Here is a 17,318-nt window from a genome sequence, read left to right on the forward strand (position 1 = left end):
TTATATTTTATTATTAATTAATAGTTAATGCTTATGCAATGATTTTTTCTATCGGCATCACCATTATTCCCTGTGCACCGGCTGCCTTTAAAAGGTTTATTTTCTCCCAGAAATCATGCTCTGCGATGACTGAGTGCACAGCCACCCAATCCTCGTCAAACAAAGGCACTACGGTCGGACTTTTCACGCCTGGCAGCAGGTCCACGATTTTTTGCAGGTTGCTTTTTGCCACGTTCAATACCACATATTTTGTCTCCTTGGCGCGTAGTACAGAACGTATCCTTTGCAGGAGTTCCTGAACTTCCGGCAGCAGGTCAGACCCCTCCTTGCCAATCAGCACGGCTTCCGATTTCATCACTTCCGAGAAAGGTTTCAGACCATTGCTTTTCAGTGTTCCGCCGGTCGACACAATATCGCAGATCGCATCGCTTAACCCCAGGCCCGGGCCGATCTCTACCGATCCGGATATGGTGCGCACTTCAGCATCCACATTATTTTCCTTAAGGTACTTCTCCAGGATAACCGGGTAGGAGGTTGCAATCGCCTTGCCCTTCAACTGGCTCACCTCGGTAATGCTGCTGTCGTTAGGCACGGCAATCTTCAGGGTGCATTTACCGAAGCCAAGCCGCTGCAGGTAGGTCACCTCAGCGCCCGCCTCTACAATCACATTTTCACCAACAATACCCAGATCGGCAATGCCGTCCTGCACATATTCCGGGATATCATCATCACGAAGGAAGAGTATCTCCAGCGGAAAATTGGTGACAGAGGATATTAACGAGCTCTTGTAGTTCTCGAAAGACAAACCACAATTTTTAAGGATCTCTACTGATTTTTCGTTTAATCTACCCGATTTCTGGATAGCTATTTTGAGTGTTTTCACTATATGCTTTTAGAATTATTGAATTAATGAACAAGAAATAAAGTCGAAACAAGTTTTGAAGTACAAAACATTACATATTACATCGCCGCCAGGCGATGATGAAAATGTAAGTGATGGTTCAAAATTGTATTCATAACTTATTTAAGTTCCTTATCAACAATGACTAGCATCTCCGAGGCGATGCAAATATAAAAAACGCTTTGTGAAATCAAAACAGCTTTTCACAATTAAATCGGCGGAATCTCTAATTCACCCAGGTACTGACTATTGCCGGTATGCTTGCCATATCCCGACGCAAAGTTCTTATCTTAGCGTCGATGGTCACACTAGGCAAAGGTGAATATCTTGGGGAGAACATAACGCGGTTTGAGTCAGACGGCCTTACGATTGTTGATACGAGCTACAGGCAGCCCGTATATTCAGGCTGGCATTCGCACCATTGTGCGCACCTCACGCTTGTTCTCAATGGCGGTAACCTCGAAAAGCGTCCACGGAGGGAGTTGCAACTCAGCAGCGGGCAAGTGGTTTTCTACCACCATGGGGAACTTCACCGAAATGATCATACGCTGTTTCCTTCGCGCAACATCAATCTTGAACTGAGTGAGGATTTTTTTTTAATGAGCGGACTAACGCCGATACAATTGGAAAAAGCTGTAGCAGGACGGGGGTTACAGGCGGCCGATATTATCAGAGTTTTACATGAACTTTTTTATCCCGGTGCCGATCTGCAGCAGACGGCTACAATGATCCTTGGGGCTGCGGCAAGTGCCCCCCTGGGAAGGTTGGAGCCAGATTGGGTTGCTGTGGTACGGACGTTTCTGGAGGATAACTGGTACAGATGGCCTGGCCTAGTTGAAATTGCGGAGGCTGCAGGCGTACACCCGATTACCATCTCAAAGTCATTCAGCCGATATTTTAGCGGAACGCTAAGTTCATATACCCGAAAATTGAAGGTTGGCCGGGCCGTTGCACTGATCAGGTCGGGCAAATATTCGCTCACTACTGTCGCCTTAATGTGTGGGTTTGCTGACCAAAGTCATTTTATCAGGGCGTTTAAAGCGAATACCGGCCTCCTGCCCAAGGCTTTTGAACGTTGGTAAGTTCCATGGGCAGGCAAATCCTGTTCTATTTTTAAAGTATGATCTGGCTTAGTTTTACGGCATGAAAAAAATTGTTCTGCTTTTATCGATGCTTGGTCTGTTTGGAAATGTCGCCGCGCAACATTTACCCGCTAGGCTTGATAGCTTCTATTCCAGCCTGGCGGCCGAGGGCCGCTTGAACGGGGGTGTACTGGTGGCGTCCAAAGGACAGGTGCTTTATGAGCGATATTTTGGTTGGGCCAGCATACAACATAAGCGACGTAATGAAGCGGCTACAGCATTTCAGCTGGCCTCTCTATCAAAACCTTTTACTGCTGTCGCCATTATGCAACTGGCTGAAACCGGAAAGCTGAATCTGAGTGAGCGCTTCTCCCATTACTTCCCTCAGTTTCCATACAAAGATATTACGATCGCGCAATTGCTTTCTCACAGTTCCGGGCTTTCAGATCAGGATTTGTCGGACGCCCAGGCAGCCTTTGAACGCAGGCTGGGGCGCCGACACTGCAACGCCGACCTCGTAGCTATGCTTGCTGAAGCGAAAGTGAAGTTAAAGCTAAAGCCTGGTGAAAAGTGGTGGTACAGCAATCTTGGCTTCGAATTGCTAGCTACTTTGGTCGAAAAGGTGTCTGGTCTCGGTTTTCCACATTATCTGAATAGGTATATATGGAGCCCTGCGGGCATGGAGCATACCTATCTCCGCATGTCGCAAAAAGACGAGAGAATTTGGCAGGCACGCAATTATGACTACCCTAAAAGGTATGCACCATACCGTGAAAGGGTAGACAATAGTGGGGGCGACTATACGGAACGCGCTTACGGGCATAGTAACATTGTCAGCACATGCCGGGATCTGCTCAAATTTAGCCAGGCATTTTTCGGCGGACGTTTGGTGTCCCCGGCTATGGTGACTCATGCGACGACAGGCACCAGTTTACAGAACGGTCGGCCAAATGCCGTATGGATGAACATTGGAAGTATGGGCAGCACCGTAAACGGCTTGGGATGGTTTGTCTTCAACCAAAGCCCCAGAGCGGGAACGTTGTTCCATGCGGGCGGAATGTCGGGTGCGGTCACTATCCTTTTGTTTGATCCCAGCTCGGCGTCAACGGTGATCATTCTAGACAATATGGGCAGTGAAGGAATTTATAATAATGCCTTGAACGGTCTACGGCTGCTGAACGGGCGGCAGGTTGTACCCTCAAAAAAGAATCTTGCCCGCTTGTACGGTCGCTGGCTCATGACAATGAAGGCTGACGCTGCAGCGAAACTACTCATGAAGCTTCGCAATGACACGCTTAACTATACCCTAAACGAAAACGACATAAACAACCTGGGGTACGCTCTGCTGCATGATAAGATTCAGCAAAAGGCTCTTGAGGTCTTCAAGATCAACTGTTTTTTATTCCCGGCAAGCGACAATGCCTTTAACAGTTATGCTGAGGCTTTGGAGCAAATCGGGCAGCAGGCCGATGCGCTTGATATGTACCGGAAGTCGGTACAACTTAACCCCGACAACCAGGATTCGTTAAAGGCACTTCGGCGCCTTGAAAGTACCACACAATAAATTTACCAAACTTAAGCCCGAATACTTACCTTTGATTTTTAATGAATTTCCTATATCCAGGTTTCCTTTTCGCACTGGGGGCAATAGCAATTCCTATTGTAATTCATCTTTTCAATTTCAGGAAGTTAAAGCGCGTTTATTTTAGTAATGTCCAGTTTCTGGTGTCGCTGCAGCAGGAGCATGCAACGGGCAGGAAATTGAAACACCGGCTCGTGCTGTTGAGCCGGATCCTGGCCATTGTATTTCTTGTACTTGCATTTGCCCGTCCTTATATATCCGCGGGTAACCAGGCGGTCAGTCCCGATGCGCGTACGGTGGTGAGTGTTTATGTCGACAATTCCTATAGTATGCAAACGCTGAACCGGGAGGGTACGCTGCTCGACGAGGCTAAGCGAAAAGCTGCGGAGATTGCCAAGACGTACGGACTGAACGACCGGTTTCAACTCATTACCAATGATTTTGAGGGCAGGCACCAGCGGCTGGTCGACCGCCAGGAATTCATCGATCTGCTGGCAGAAGTGAATATCTCGCCTTCCTCCCGAAATTTGCAGCAGGTCATCTACCGTCAGCAAACTGACGCGGTTAAAGCACAAAACCAGGTGTTTTACCTCTTGTCCGATTTTCAAAAGAGCTTTTTAGGGAAGAAGCCGGTTGCCGGATTCGTGCCGGCTGCCGGTTATCATTTTGTAAAGCTGGACGCCAACAGTCAGCCGAATATAACTGTCGACACCCTCTGGAGCTTGTCGCCCGTACATCGGCCCGGCCAGCCTGTGCAACTCGTTGTTCAACTTAAAAATTTCGGAATGGAGGACGCCGAGCAGGTACCCTTGAAACTTAGTATAGGCGGTCGGCAGAAAGCCGTACGAACGGTATCCGTTCCCGCCTTACGAACAGTAAAAGACACCTTATCGTTCAGCGGCCTCAATGCAGCCTGGCAAAAGGCAGAACTTCGCATCACGGATTATCCGCTTACCTTCGACGACGTGCTGAACTTCAGTTTTCCGGTAAGCACAAAAATGCCTGTACTGCACATCAGCGGCGATTTGTCCAGTCCCGTGATCCGTTCCCTTTTCAGATCAGATCCATACTTTGAGCTTAAGGAGATGCCGGAAGGCAACATCCAGTATTCAGCGCTAGGGAATTATCAACTTATCGTGGTGTCCGGCCTGAAGCAGCTTTCTGCCGGGCTGGCCGCAGAGCTGAAAACACAGGTGCAGAGCGGGGCTTCCCTGATTATTTTTCCAGATACGGAGATAGAGCCCCCCGTGCACAATGCCTTTCTGGCGGGACTTTCATTGCCACAGGTAAAAGAACTTCACAAGGAAGCCTCACTGCGCAGTTCTGCCGATCTGAGCAGTGAGCTGTTTGATGATGTGTTTGAGCAGATACCTGCCCAAATGGATCTGCCGCAGGTCACGCGGTATTTCGAGTATGGTCCTGCAGGAAAGCTGGGCCGGCAAAATATCCTAAGCCTGCCGCTGAACAGAGGTTTACTCTCAGGTTATCTTCTGGGCGACGGGCGTGTATACCTCTCGGCGGTATCGCTAAGTGAGGAGGATAGCAACCTGGCCCGGCATCCGATTTTTCTGCCACTGATGTTTAAGGCTGCGTTTAGCAGTTCCAGGCCGCAGCCACTGTTCTATATTGCGGGGCGAGACAACCTGCTCGAGACTGGAAGAATCAGTTTGCCCGACAAGCAGGTACCGAGATTGTCGACAGGCACTTTTGAGGTGATCCCGGAGGTACGGCAGAGCCCGGGTAAAACAACCTTGTACGTGGCCGACCAGATTCGCGAGGCGGGATTTTACGATCTGAAACTCGGCGATTCTACCTTGGCAGTATTGGCTTTTAACGACAACCGGCTGGAGTCGGACATGACTTATGCGTCCGATAGTGAGCTGCGCACGCTGGCGGGTAAGGCACATGGGCGTCTTTTGAATGCGAAAACCGATACCGGCTCCATCAGCATACATACCAGGGGCGAAGCTACAGAGTTCTGGAAACTTTGTGCTATTTTCGCGATACTTTGCCTGATCGCAGAGGTATTGCTGATCCGATTTTATGATGCAAGCAACAAACAAGTAAATAAAACGATAATTTAGTATGATGAACCTTCTCTTAAAGAGCGTAACGATAGCCGATCCGAACAGCAAATATAACGGGCAGCAATGTGATGTGCGTATAGAGGCCGGCAGGATTACGGCAGTGTCCGCGGCGGGTACTGCAGCAGATGTCACAAAGGATGTTGAGGTGATAGAAGGCAAAGGTCTGGTGCTCTCTCCCGGGTTCTTTGATCTCAACTGTTCCGTGGGCGATCCGGGTTATGAAACGCGTGAAGACATCACTACGGCCACTGCAGCGGCGGCGGCAGGGGGCTTCACGGGTATTGCTGTACTGCCCGATACGGCGCCGGTCGTGCAATCGAAAGCTCAGGTGGAATATATAAAGAACCGCGCCAGTGGTGGTTTGGTGAGCGTGTACCCGCTTGGTGCAGTGAGCCAGAACCGCGAAGGCAAGGAACTCGCAGAGATGTACGATATGAAGCTTGCCGGGGCGGTTGCTTTTACGGATGGCGATAAGCCGATTGCTGATGATGGTTTCATGAGCAGGGCCATGCAGTATGCCAAAGGTTTTGGTAGTCTTATTATGACCTACCCGGAGAATAAGTCGATAGCCGGTAAATCTCAGGTGAATGAGAGCGGCACAAGTGTCCTGCTGGGCATGAAAGGCATTCCGGCCCTGGCCGAGGAAATGCACGTTAGCCGCGACCTGTTCCTTGCCGAACACTACGAGGCGCCCGTACACATCAGCACCATATCAACCGCAGGTGCTGTGGAACTGATGCGCAGCGCTAAAGCTAAGGGCCTGAAGGTCTCCTGCGATGTAGCTGCACATCATTTGGTGTGGACAGAGGAACTGCTGAACGATTTTGACAGCAATTATAAAGTAAAGCCACCGTTGCGGGGCCAGGCAGATGTAGAGGCTTTGCGGCGTGGACTGAAAGACGGAACGATAGACGCGGTGGTATCGCAGCATCGTCCGCATGAGATCGAATTTAAGGCAGTAGAGTTTGAAATTGCCTCGTATGGGGTTACAGGATTGCAAACTACGCTCTCTTTATTACTTCAGGCCGGACTAGAAGGAGAGGAGATTGCACGTGTGCTTGCCCTGAATCCAAGGAACCTCCTTAAGCTGGAAGTCCCGGTCATCACCGAGGATACCGCCGCTAATGTGGTACTTTACGATCCTGTCGGGGCGTGGACCTATACAGAAGAGAATAACCGTTCAAAATCCGCCAACACGCCGCTGATGAACAAAACGCTTACCGGTAAGGTAAGGTTGGTATGCAACAATAGTCAAATAGAAACCTATGGATAATCATGTAAAGGCCGCTCTGACGGCATCATTGGAAAGCTTTACGCGGGTAAGCGGTCAGGAATCTGCTAGCCTAATGGATAAACTGGTCGGCGTGTTCGACATGGAAGCAGGCTTTATGGAAAAGGTAGATGCCTTTGATGCGGCTATGGACGATTACCCGGCTTTTGAAGAGCTTCGGGAAACCTATTTTGATTTGCTGATGATCAATTTCTTTGCAAGCGACGTAAAGAAACTGGAGGAAGATTACCTCGATTCACCAGAGTGGGAAGCTATTGAGGAACAGACGCTCGACCGGGGTACTGAACTGCTTAACCTGCTGCTGTACATCAATGAATGTCACGATGAGGATATAGAGCCGGAACTTGGCGACTTCCTGAAGGAGTTTTTGCTGGTGGAAGAGGACGAGTTTCAGGATGAGTTCCACATTTACGAGGAGCTGATCAGCAATCAGCAGCTTGCGGAAAGCAGCGTACAGGACATCTGCAGGCATGCATTGCAAATCCCGGAGACGGAGGAGATCAGGGAACTGTTTGTTTCGTTCATGAGCTTCTTCTTAGAGCCGGGAGGTGATCTGAAACTGGAAAGCGAGATCGAAAAGTACAGTGAAAATAAAACTTTTGATGTGGCGGTTTACGCATTGATTGCTAACTTTAATAAGTAATCTGAAAGAAATTATGGAAACAACTGCGACGAACGTCAATATCAAACAGGAATCTATTAAAAACGGGCTTATTATGGCTGCGGTAAGTATTGTCCTGTTTCTTTTCACCAACTATGTCCTTCCCGATATGATGGGATCGACGATCATGTTTATAGGCCAGATGATCGTGGGTCTGCTTATTGCCATAGCGCTGATCCTGGACATGCGTAAAAAGATCGGAGGATATTGGACCTTCGGGCAGGCGCTTACACACATTTTTGTGATGTTTATGATTTCAGCGGTAGTGGTCTACTTCTTTACGATAGCCTTTGGGAAATATATTGATACTACATACCCGGAACGTATGAAGGCAATTATCTATGAAAAGACTGAGGGAATGCTCAAGTCGATGAATATGGATCAGGACGACATCGATGAAGCTATGCGCAAGCAGAGTGCCGATATGGAAAAGCAGTTCGACCCAAGTTTTTCACAGATGGTGGTAGGCCTGGGTATACAACTGGTGATGTACTTTATAGGAGCATTGATCTTTGCAGCTATCTTTAAAAAGAGTCCTCCGCCGCATCTGCAGTTCGACGAGGAATAAAATTTATTTAAAAAAAGCCGGTCTTGCGACCGGCTTTTTTTATGCTCCTTCGGTAGATACATTATACAGATCGTACCAGTCCTGATGGTCCAGATCGATCGAAAATGCATTGGCAATATTCCTGATGCGCTGTTCGTTGCGTGTTCCGATCAGTGGCAGGGCACCCAGCTTGTTAAGCCAGGCAATGGCCAGTGATTCGATGTCTGCGTTGTATTTGCTGCTCAGTTCCTCAAGTTTCTTCCTTACAGCTACGGCCTGAGGATCTTTGCCCTCAGCGATCCGTCCTTCAGCAAGGGGGGCATAAGCCAGAGGACGCATGTAGCGCTGTTTGATATAGTCGATCTGCCCGTTTTCCAGAGCTTTCGTGTTGAGCAGGTTAAGTTCAATGTGATTGGTTACGATCGGCTTGTTGAGGTATGAAGCCAGCAACTGGTGCTGGAATACCGTAAAATTAGCAACGCCGATGTTCTTTATTTTTCCGGAGTCTTTAAGCTTTTCCAGTGTCAGGGCGGTCTCCTCCAGGTTAGAGATCGGGTCGAGCTTGTCGAGCAGCAGGATATCCAGGTAATCTGTCTTAAGCTTCTTCAGGGAACGCTCTACGCTGCTGGTAATCTGGCTGGCGGAGGTGTTATAATGCCTGATGCGCACGCCAGGATTTTCGGCATGCGGAACGTTTAATCCGCATTTGGTAAACAACACAACTTCCGAGCGTTTTACTACGCCCTCCTGTATAAGGTTGCCGAACAACTCTTCGCAGGTAAAATTCCCGTAATGGTCGCTGTGCTCAAAGGTGTTGATGCCGAGCTCCAGGCAGAGTTCCACAATCCTGCGCAACGTTTTTGATGTGTCGGCCACGTCATCCCATCTGTAAAAACCATAAACGGCAGGCGAAACTTTCGGGCCTGCGTCTCCCATGTATATCTTTTGCATAACATCTCAAATCTATTGAAAAAAATCAATTCATAAACCGGGCCAGAAGAGATTTTGGTTATCTTCACCAGGCACTGAGTAATCACCCAGATATTGAGTCATGAGCAAAACCGCGTACGATGCCATTGTTGTAGGATCGGGGCCGAACGGACTGGCCGCCGCCATCACCCTTCAGCAGGAAGGGCTCTCTGTGCTACTTATCGAAGGCAAGGATAAAATAGGCGGCGGATTGCGGTCGGCCGAACTCACCCTTCCGGGTTTTATGCACGACGTATGTTCGGCGATACACCCACTTGCTGTGGGTTCACCTTTCTTTCAGACACTGCCACTGTCCGACCATGGGTTAACTTACCTTTACCCGGAGCTGGCCGCTGCCCATCCGTTCGACGACGGGACCGCGGCCGTATTGAGCAGTTCGCTGAGAGATACAGCCCGCTGCCTGGGCGCCGACGAGCGCAGGTATTTAAAACTAATGGGACCTGTTGTGGAAGACTGGCCCGATCTGGCGGCTGATGTACTCGGGCCGCTTCGTTTTCCGAAGCATCCATTGAAGCTGGCCTCATTTGGCTTAAAGGCACTCACATCTGCCACTTATCTGTCGCGGCGTTTCAAAACGGCAAAGGCCCGCGGACTGTGGGCAGGTATGGCAGCACATTCGATACAGCCGCTCAGCAACCTAAGCACCTCGGCGATTGGCCTGGTACTTATGGCTGCGGCACACCTCAAAGGCTGGCCCGTGCCTGCTGGGGGCTCGGGCGAAATAGCCGCTGCGCTTTCTTCTTACTTCCTCAGTCTGGGCGGGCGCATCGAAACCAACTGGTATGTACGCAGTCTGGACGAACTTCCAACCGCCAAGACGGTTCTTTTTGATGTTACCCCCCGGCAAATGCTGCAGATTGCCGGACACAGATTTTCGACCATTTACAAATGGCAGCTCGAGCGTTACCGTTACGGTATGGGCGTATTTAAAATAGATTGGGCACTGGATGGCCCTGTTCCTTTTACAGCAGCAGAAGCGAGACGTGCAGGAACCGTTCATATAGGCAACACCATGGAGGAAATTGAGTTTTCGGAGCGGGAATGCTGGCAGGGCAAACATGCAGATAGGCCTTTTGTACTCCTTGCCCAGCAAAGTCTGTTCGACGACTCGCGGGCACCTTCAGGTAAGCACACCGCCTGGGCCTATTGCCACGTACCCTATGGGTCGACCAAAGATATGACTACAGCTATAGAAGGCCAGGTGGAACGGTTCGCGCCTGGCTTCCGCGACCTGATCCTGGCCCGCCATACGATGAACACGGCGCAGATGCAGGAATACAATCCAAATTATATCGGCGGTGATATCAACGGGGGAGTGATTGATCTGGCGCAGCTATTTACCAGGCCGGCACTGCGCATGTCTCCATACCGCAGTTCGGCCAAAGGCCTTTACATCTGTTCCTCCTCTACGCCGCCGGGAGGAGGCGTTCACGGCATGTGTGGCTATCATGCGGCAAAGCGGGCACTTAAGGATGTTTTTTCCATTCATTTGAGCGACCTTTAGCAGGAGCCGGATTTTGGTCTGCGCTGGCGCTCTTCGTTTGCCCGAAACGGTAGTTATTTTTAACATCATTTTTAAATTGAGGTTATACCGATACCCTAGGTTTGTCTGCATATAACATCAGACATGACAAAAAACCTACTTAACCGACACACGCTTCACGCAGCGGTGTTTGCTTTTACTGCAACAATCATGCTTAGTGCCTGTAAAAAGGACAAGGAAAAGAACGATGATACCAACCCGATCGTCCCGGTTGAACTGAAAGACTATTCTGTAAACCCCTCGCTGCTCAAAACCATGCCCGGTTTTGAAAGCCTGAAGATCACGACGCTGATCAGCAGTGACGATGTACTTCCTGAATCGCCCAACTTTATTTTTGGCGCACAGCCTGACGGGGCTGGCATTATTAAAGATCCCGCAGGCAACGGTTTCATTATGATCAACAATCATGAGATACTGCAATCGGTTTCACGCGTATACCTGGATAAAAACTTCAAGCCTGTGAAGGGTGAGTACATTGTTGATTCCGATGGTGGTATGACGCGCCTTTGCTCAGCTACCATGGCAACACCGGAGGAGCATGGTTTCGCCAAGCCAGTCTTTCTTACCGCTGGAGAGAGCGGTGCAGAATCAATGATCCACGCCATAGATCCTCTGGCGCCGGCCGATAAAAAGAATAATCAGCGTACGCTGCAGGCGCTGGGACGCTGGAGCGCTGAAAATGCTGTACCTCTCCCTAAAGGTAGCTTTCCTGGCAAATCTGTTATCCTTATTGGTGAAGATGAGAGCGACGGTCAGCTGGCCATGTACGTTTCCGCGCAAGGCGATCTGAACAACGGTAAGCTTTACGTGATGAAACGGGACAACAACGACCCTGTAGAGACGAATATGGTGAAGGGCCGGAGCTATAATGTAGAGTTTGTGGAACTCGACAATGTGAAAACAAGTACAGGTGCACAATTGCAGCAGCAGACCATCGACAAGAAGGCATTGATGCTGGCACGGGTAGAGGATATCGATTATCGTAAGGGAAGCGCTGCAAATGGACGGGAGGTTTATTTCACGGCAACAGGTGTTAGCCAGGCCGATAAGATTACCCCGGTAACAGGCAAAACGATGTGGGGCCGCGTGTATAAGCTTGTGCTCGACGCTAACGATCCGCTGAGAGGTAAACTAGAGGTAGCGGTAGACGGAAATGACAGCCCGGGCAGCAGCATTGTAAACCCTGATAACCTTTGTGTAACGGAGAATTATGTGTACATCCAGGAGGATGGTGACTCGTTCTATAAGAACAACAATCATGATGGTACGATCTGGCAGTTTGCAATGGGGAACAAAACCTTGAAAGCCATGCTTCAAATGGATCACAGACGTAATGATGCAGCATTCAGCGCTAAGTATAACCCTGCCAAAAATCTGCAGTTGAGCACCTGGGAATACGGTGCGATGTACGACGTGTCAGATCTTACCGGTATCCCTGGAACCTTTGCAGTAAACCTGCACCCGCATACCTGGACAGACAATAAGTATCGCAATGCCGACGGCGGAACGACTCGTCTGACAAACAATAGCGAAGGTGGCCAGGTGGTTATTGTACGTGGCATAGCTAGATAACATATTGATGATCAATAGATTTTTCAACGCAGGCCTGGCCTGCGTTGTTTTGCTTTTTGGGCTACAAGCTTGTAAAACAGCACAGCAAGATACAGCTGAAAACGTTAAGGCAATTTTTGAGCAGGAGCTGAAGCGTTTGCAGGAGGTGGTAGATGGAGACTTGCTGCCCGCTGCCGAAGGGGGCGACAGCCAAAAAATGAAATTATCTCTTGCCAGGGCCAGGGAACAATACAAGCGGATCGAATACTATTTCGAGTATTTTTTCCCGAAGACTGCGGTGCTCGTAAACGGGCCACCCATTGATGAAATTGAACTTGGGGAGAATCTGGTAGAGCCACCAACGGGCTTTCAGGTCATGGAAGAACTTATTTTTGGGAAGCAAACTGCAGAAAGCAGGGCAGAGCTGATCAACGAGATCAAAAAGATGCAGGTCGACCTGAAGCGGGCTGTGCGGTACAATGCGGAATACCAGATTACCGATGCACAGTTATTTGATGCCATGCGGCTGGAGGTATTTCGTATTATAAGTCTCGGTATTACCGGCTTCGACAGTCCGGCGGCACTCACGTCGCTTCCCGAGGCCTCGGCGGCGTTGTCGGGAATGATGCAGGCCATAGAGACTTACCCTGGTCACGGGCAACTAAAAAGCAATCTTGAAGAGGCAATCGCTTACCTCAATAAGGCTAAAGATTTTAATGCGTTCGACCGGCTTACATTTACTGCGGTACATGTGCAAAAGGTAAGTGAAAGCCTGGCAAAACTTCGTAAACAGTTGGACATCGAGACTGCCGCAAGCGGTTCGGCCTTGCAAGATTCGGCCGTAACGATGTTTCAGAAGCAGGCGTTCGACGTAAACCGCTTTACAAGTAACCACACAGAGTTTATTTCTGATGCCAAGGTTAGCCTGGGTAAAACGTTGTTTAACAGTGCCCTGCTCTCTAAGAAAAATGACCGGAGCTGCGCCAGTTGCCACCGGGAGTCTATGGCTTTCACTGACGGACTGAAGACTGCCGCGGGAATTAACGGCAGGCAATCTCTTTTGCGTAATACGCCTAGCTTGCTGTATGCCGGTATGCAACGCGCGTTCTTTTACGACCTGAAGGCAGCCTCCTTAGAAGATCAGGCGCTGGACGTGGTTCATCATAAAAACGAAATGGACGGGTCGCTGGAGGATGCTGCCCGCGAGATCAACCGCACAGGTGTCTATGTACCTGCTTTCAAAGCCGCTTATGGCGACACTTCTCAGAAGGCTACGCCCTGGAGGATACAGCATGCCATCGCTTCTTACATTCGCTCACTTGCACCCTTTTCGTCGCGGACAGATCAATATCTGCGGGGCGACCGATCCAAATTAAGTGCGGCAGAGAAGCGGGGGTATAATTTGTTTATGGGCAAGGCAAAATGCGGAAGTTGCCATTTTGCACCTTTATATAATGGCACCCCGGCACCCTTGTTTCAAAAAAGTGAAGGTGAAGTATTAGGCGTGCCAGCCGCCGCCGATACTGTCGGCGCAAAGGTTGACCCGGACGGAGGAAGATACACACTGAACCCGTATCCGCAGTACCGGTTTGCATTTAAGACACCTACGCTACGAAATGTAGCGCGCACGGCGCCATACATGCACAATGGCGTGTATCAAACTTTGGAAGAGGTTCTCGATTTCTATAATCGCGGAGGCGGGGCGGGGATTGGAATTGCTCTGGATAACCAGACCTTGTCGGCCGATCCTTTGAACCTTTCCAGACAGGAAATAAAAGACATCGTCGAATTCTTAAAGGCCTTAAATGATGAAAAAGATTAAGGTTGCTTTTTTTGCTGAAATTCTGGTGGAGGACTTTGACGGGGCTGCCCGCACGATGTTTCAACTGATCAAGAGAATTGATCCCTCCCGCTTTGAGTTTCTCTTCTTTTGCGGGGTAGGGCCTGACAAGCTTGTGGAGTTTGAATGCATTAAACTTCCAATAGTTACACTGCCCATCAACGCTACATATACCATGGCCTTACCGGGCCTGATGAAAAAACAGCTAAAAAAGAGGCTCCGGGAGTTTATGCCCGACCTGGTTCATATTGCCACTCCCTCGCTGCTCGGAGGATTCGCCCTGAAATATGCCAACCGGCAGGGGCTCCCGGTAATGACCATTTATCATACGCACTTCGTGTCGTATATAGATTACTACTTAAAATATGCGCCTTTTTTGATTGAAAAGGTGAAGCAGATGCTGGCGGATAACCAAAAGCTTTTTTATAACAGATGCGATACCATTTATGTGCCGTCAACCAGTATCATGACTGAGCTGAAGAGATATGGGGTGGACTCGAACCGCATGAAACTTTGGAAACGGGGAATTAATGCCAGGCTCTTTTCACCGGATAAACGCGACGCTCGCGTTATAGAGCGGTTAACCGGTAACAACCGCCCCGCTATCCTTTTTGCCAGTCGCCTGGTATGGGAAAAAAACCTGGAGACGCTGTTTAAAATATATGATGGGGTGCAGGGCGCCGGACTAGACGTTAATTTTATTGTTGCGGGCGACGGTATTGCAAAGCGTGCATGCCAAAGCCGCATGAAACGTGCGGTCTTTGTAGGTAAGCTCGGACACGATGCGTTGTCCGCCTTGTATGCCAGTGCAAGTATTTTCCTATTCCCCTCTGTGTCGGAAACCTACGGAAACGTCGTGCTCGAAGCGATGGCTTCGGGGCTGCCCTGCATTATTGCAGATGGTGGGGGTTCGGCCGACTTTATTAAGGATGGTGTAAACGGGTTTAAGTGTGCCCCGTATGATGCCGACCATTATGTAATGCGCATTCGCAGGTTGTTGAATGACCGCCAGTTGGCCAGGCAGTTTTCCGCCGCCGGCCTTGCACAGTGCTTCGGGCTCGACTGGGATCAGTTAGCTACGGCTTACTTTGATGAAGTGAGCTTACTTGCAGACCGGAGGGAGAAAGATAGTTGCCGCGTTTCGTGAGGCGCTGGCTAACGATACTGCTGATGCTGATCACCCTGACTTCTTTGGTGATGTACATCCGTGCGGCCGACTTGACGCTGGCCTTGGCTGCTGTAGGCAGTATTGGTCCTAAGTTTTTGTTACTACTGGGTATTACGCTTTGCGCGTATGTTCTGGGTACCCTGAGCTGGCAATGCTGTCTTGGCAGTTCTGCAAAAAAGCTTTCCCTTTTCCGCCTGTTCATCATCCGCCACACAGGCGAAACCTTCGGTGTGTTTAATCCGGTAAGTGTGGTTGGGGGCGACTGGCTAAAAGTTAAGCTTCTTAAACAAGCAGGCATAGCCGGCGGCGCTGCCGGTAGTTCTGTTATCCTGTCAAGGGCAATTATGGTCATCAGTCAGTTGATGCTGTTCACCGCAGTCACTTTGCTGGCCTTGAGGGGTAAACAATTGGCGCTACCCTATGGGCCTTACCCACGGTATTTGATCGCCGGAGTCGTATTGATCGGTGTAGCAGCGATGATTCTGTATTTTATAGGAAAAAAATCGGGTAACAGGCGGCTGCGTGAAACATTCGAGACAATGAAAATGCAGCTTCGCCTGCATAAAATCCTGCTCTTATGGTCGCTCCTGTTAGCCACCCTACACTGGGTTGTTGGTGCCATGGAGTTTTGGCTGATTCTTGATATGCTTGACATTCACATCAGCGCCCTGCAGGCGATGATGGTAGATATGGGTGTCATTCTATTTAAATCGGCCGGCGCATTTATTCCCGGTCAGCTAGGCGTAGAAGAGTACGGTAATAAGATAATGCTGCTCATTATCGGCGTACAGGGTGCGGGTATATGGATTACAGCGTCCATTTTGCGCAGGGCCAGGCAACTGTTCTGGGTGCTTCTCGGGCTCGTCATTTACTTCGCTTTTTTTAAGAATGCAGGAGGCATGAGATGGAAATATTGTTTGTAACCCACAAGTATCCACCTTCAATAGGCGGCATGGAAAAACAGAGCTATGAGTTAATACAGGGCATGTCCCGTTATGCCCGGGTACATACGATCGTTTATGAAGGGGGCGGGCGATTAAGGTTCTTGTCAACCTTGAACAGCCGTATCCTGGCTGTATTAAGGGAGAATCCGCAAATATCCGTAATCCACTTTAACGACGGATTGATTGCTGCGGTAAGCTTAATGCATACCGGCTATGCACATCTAAGGCGTTGTGTAACGATGCACGGGCTAGACGTAGTGTTCCCGGGATGGATTTACCAGCGTATGATTTTACCAAGGTTCAACCGTTTCGACCTGATCATTGCAGTGAGCCGTGCTACTGCCGAGGCTTGCATCATAAGGGGAATCAGTAAGGAAAAGATCGTTGTGATCAACAATGGCGTTGATACCAGTGAAAAACATCCGGCGGCCCGGCCGGAACTGGAGGCGTTGTTGCTGAACAAATATGCCATTGACCCAGGAGGAAAGCAAGTGTTACTGGCGATGGGCCGCGCGGTGAAACGTAAAGGATTTTCCTGGTTCCTGCGGAATGTGGTGCCAGGTTTAAATCACGACGTATTGGTACTGCTGATTTCCCCTGGAGCCTGGAACACGGCGACCGACCGTCTGTTGGCCATATTGCCCGGGTTCCTCAGAGCGCGGGTTGAGTTGTTCCTCGGCTATCCGGGCGACGCCCGTATGATAGACAAGTTGCTGAAAGGCAGTACGCTGTCGCAGAGAGTCTACCGCCTGCAGGGTTTGCCGCGGGCAGATATTAATACAGTTTTTGCCGGAGCCGACGCCTTTGTGATGCCAAATATTGAGGTTGACGGCGATATGGAGGGTTTCGGTCTTGTTTGTCTGGAGGCCTGCATGTATGGCCTTCCGGTTTTTGCCGCGGCAAGCGGGGGTATAACGGATGCCGTCATACCCGGGAAGAATGGCATCTTGCTGCCGCCCGGAAATGCGGAGAGATGGATCAACGAACTAAATAACTTTGAGCCCGGTGCGGCCGACAAAACAGCGCTCGCCACTTCCATTATTTCATTTACCCGCGAACGTTTCAGCTGGGAAGTTATGGTGCATAATTATTTTGTTTTTTTGTCTAAGTTTGCACGTTGACTAAGTGCAA

General features: G+C 49.7%; 14 protein-coding genes. 12 read left to right on the forward strand and 2 right to left on the reverse strand.

Annotated elements, in window-relative coordinates; genetic code table 11:
• Positions 1-31: 31 nt before the first annotated feature.
• Positions 32-883: an ATP phosphoribosyltransferase gene (gene hisG / locus QEP07_RS15090; RefSeq protein WP_256007404.1), complete on the reverse strand. Its 852-nt coding sequence runs from the start codon at positions 881-883 to the stop codon at positions 32-34.
• A 317-nt stretch (positions 884-1,200) separates the two neighbouring features.
• On the opposite strand from hisG, the gene QEP07_RS15095 reads away from it, so the two are divergent.
• From QEP07_RS15095 to QEP07_RS15120, 6 genes are all read left to right on the forward strand, one after another.
• Positions 1,201-1,983: a helix-turn-helix transcriptional regulator gene (locus QEP07_RS15095; RefSeq protein WP_256007405.1), complete on the forward strand. Its 783-nt coding sequence runs from the start codon at positions 1,201-1,203 to the stop codon at positions 1,981-1,983.
• 61 nt (positions 1,984-2,044) lie between these two features.
• On the forward strand, positions 2,045-3,547 hold the full coding sequence (locus QEP07_RS15100; protein WP_285010977.1) for a serine hydrolase domain-containing protein: 1,503 nt from the start codon (positions 2,045-2,047) through the stop codon (positions 3,545-3,547).
• A 41-nt stretch (positions 3,548-3,588) separates the two neighbouring features.
• Entirely contained in the window at positions 3,589-5,649 is a 2,061-nt protein-coding gene (locus QEP07_RS15105) for a BatA domain-containing protein (RefSeq protein ID WP_285010979.1), read from the forward strand.
• A 4-nt stretch (positions 5,650-5,653) separates the two neighbouring features.
• On the forward strand, positions 5,654-6,925 hold the full coding sequence (locus QEP07_RS15110) for a dihydroorotase (protein ID WP_285011149.1): 1,272 nt from the start codon (positions 5,654-5,656) through the stop codon (positions 6,923-6,925).
• Complete coding sequence (locus QEP07_RS15115) at positions 6,918-7,586, forward strand: hypothetical protein (RefSeq protein WP_285010980.1); 669 nt, start codon at positions 6,918-6,920, stop codon at positions 7,584-7,586. Before QEP07_RS15110 ends, QEP07_RS15115 begins: the two co-directional genes overlap by 8 nt.
• 13 nt (positions 7,587-7,599) lie before the next feature.
• Positions 7,600-8,172 carry a DUF4199 domain-containing protein gene (locus tag QEP07_RS15120; protein WP_256007409.1) on the forward strand — a complete coding sequence of 191 codons (573 nt, stop codon included), beginning with the start codon at positions 7,600-7,602 and terminating at the stop codon, positions 8,170-8,172.
• Positions 8,173-8,211: 39 nt separating this feature from the next.
• Here the strand turns inward: QEP07_RS15120 and QEP07_RS15125 are convergent, their stop codons facing one another.
• Positions 8,212-9,102 (reverse strand): aldo/keto reductase, encoded by an 891-nt coding sequence (locus QEP07_RS15125; RefSeq protein WP_256007410.1) that lies wholly within the window; start codon positions 9,100-9,102, stop codon positions 8,212-8,214.
• Between the two features lie 100 nt (positions 9,103-9,202).
• Here QEP07_RS15125 and QEP07_RS15130 point away from each other — a divergent pair, with 100 nt between their 5' ends.
• The 6 genes from QEP07_RS15130 to QEP07_RS15155 all read left to right on the forward strand — a co-directional run bounded on the left by QEP07_RS15130 (position 9,203) and on the right by QEP07_RS15155 (position 17,308).
• Positions 9,203-10,645 carry a phytoene desaturase family protein gene (locus QEP07_RS15130; RefSeq protein ID WP_285010981.1) on the forward strand — a complete coding sequence of 481 codons (1,443 nt, stop codon included), beginning with the start codon at positions 9,203-9,205 and terminating at the stop codon, positions 10,643-10,645.
• 123 nt (positions 10,646-10,768) lie between these two features.
• Positions 10,769-12,256 (forward strand): alkaline phosphatase PhoX, encoded by a 1,488-nt coding sequence (locus QEP07_RS15135; protein ID WP_285010982.1) that lies wholly within the window; start codon positions 10,769-10,771, stop codon positions 12,254-12,256.
• A 7-nt stretch (positions 12,257-12,263) separates the two neighbouring features.
• Positions 12,264-14,057 (forward strand): cytochrome c peroxidase, encoded by a 1,794-nt coding sequence (locus tag QEP07_RS15140; RefSeq protein ID WP_285010984.1) that lies wholly within the window; start codon positions 12,264-12,266, stop codon positions 14,055-14,057.
• The gene (locus QEP07_RS15145; protein ID WP_285010986.1) at positions 14,041-15,222 is read left to right on the forward strand and encodes a glycosyltransferase family 4 protein; all 1,182 of its coding nucleotides are present in this window, start codon (positions 14,041-14,043) and stop codon (positions 15,220-15,222) included. The genes QEP07_RS15140 and QEP07_RS15145 overlap by 17 nt, the downstream gene beginning before the upstream one ends.
• Positions 15,219-16,166 (forward strand): lysylphosphatidylglycerol synthase domain-containing protein, encoded by a 948-nt coding sequence (locus tag QEP07_RS15150; RefSeq protein WP_285010988.1) that lies wholly within the window; start codon positions 15,219-15,221, stop codon positions 16,164-16,166. The genes QEP07_RS15145 and QEP07_RS15150 overlap by 4 nt, the downstream gene beginning before the upstream one ends.
• A gap of 29 nt (positions 16,167-16,195) precedes the next feature.
• The gene (locus QEP07_RS15155; protein WP_285010990.1) at positions 16,196-17,308 is read left to right on the forward strand and encodes a glycosyltransferase family 4 protein; all 1,113 of its coding nucleotides are present in this window, start codon (positions 16,196-16,198) and stop codon (positions 17,306-17,308) included.
• Positions 17,309-17,318 lie beyond the last annotated feature (10 nt).

Source organism: Pedobacter faecalis (genome assembly GCF_030182585.1).
GTDB lineage: Bacteria > Bacteroidota > Bacteroidia > Sphingobacteriales > Sphingobacteriaceae > Pedobacter > Pedobacter faecalis.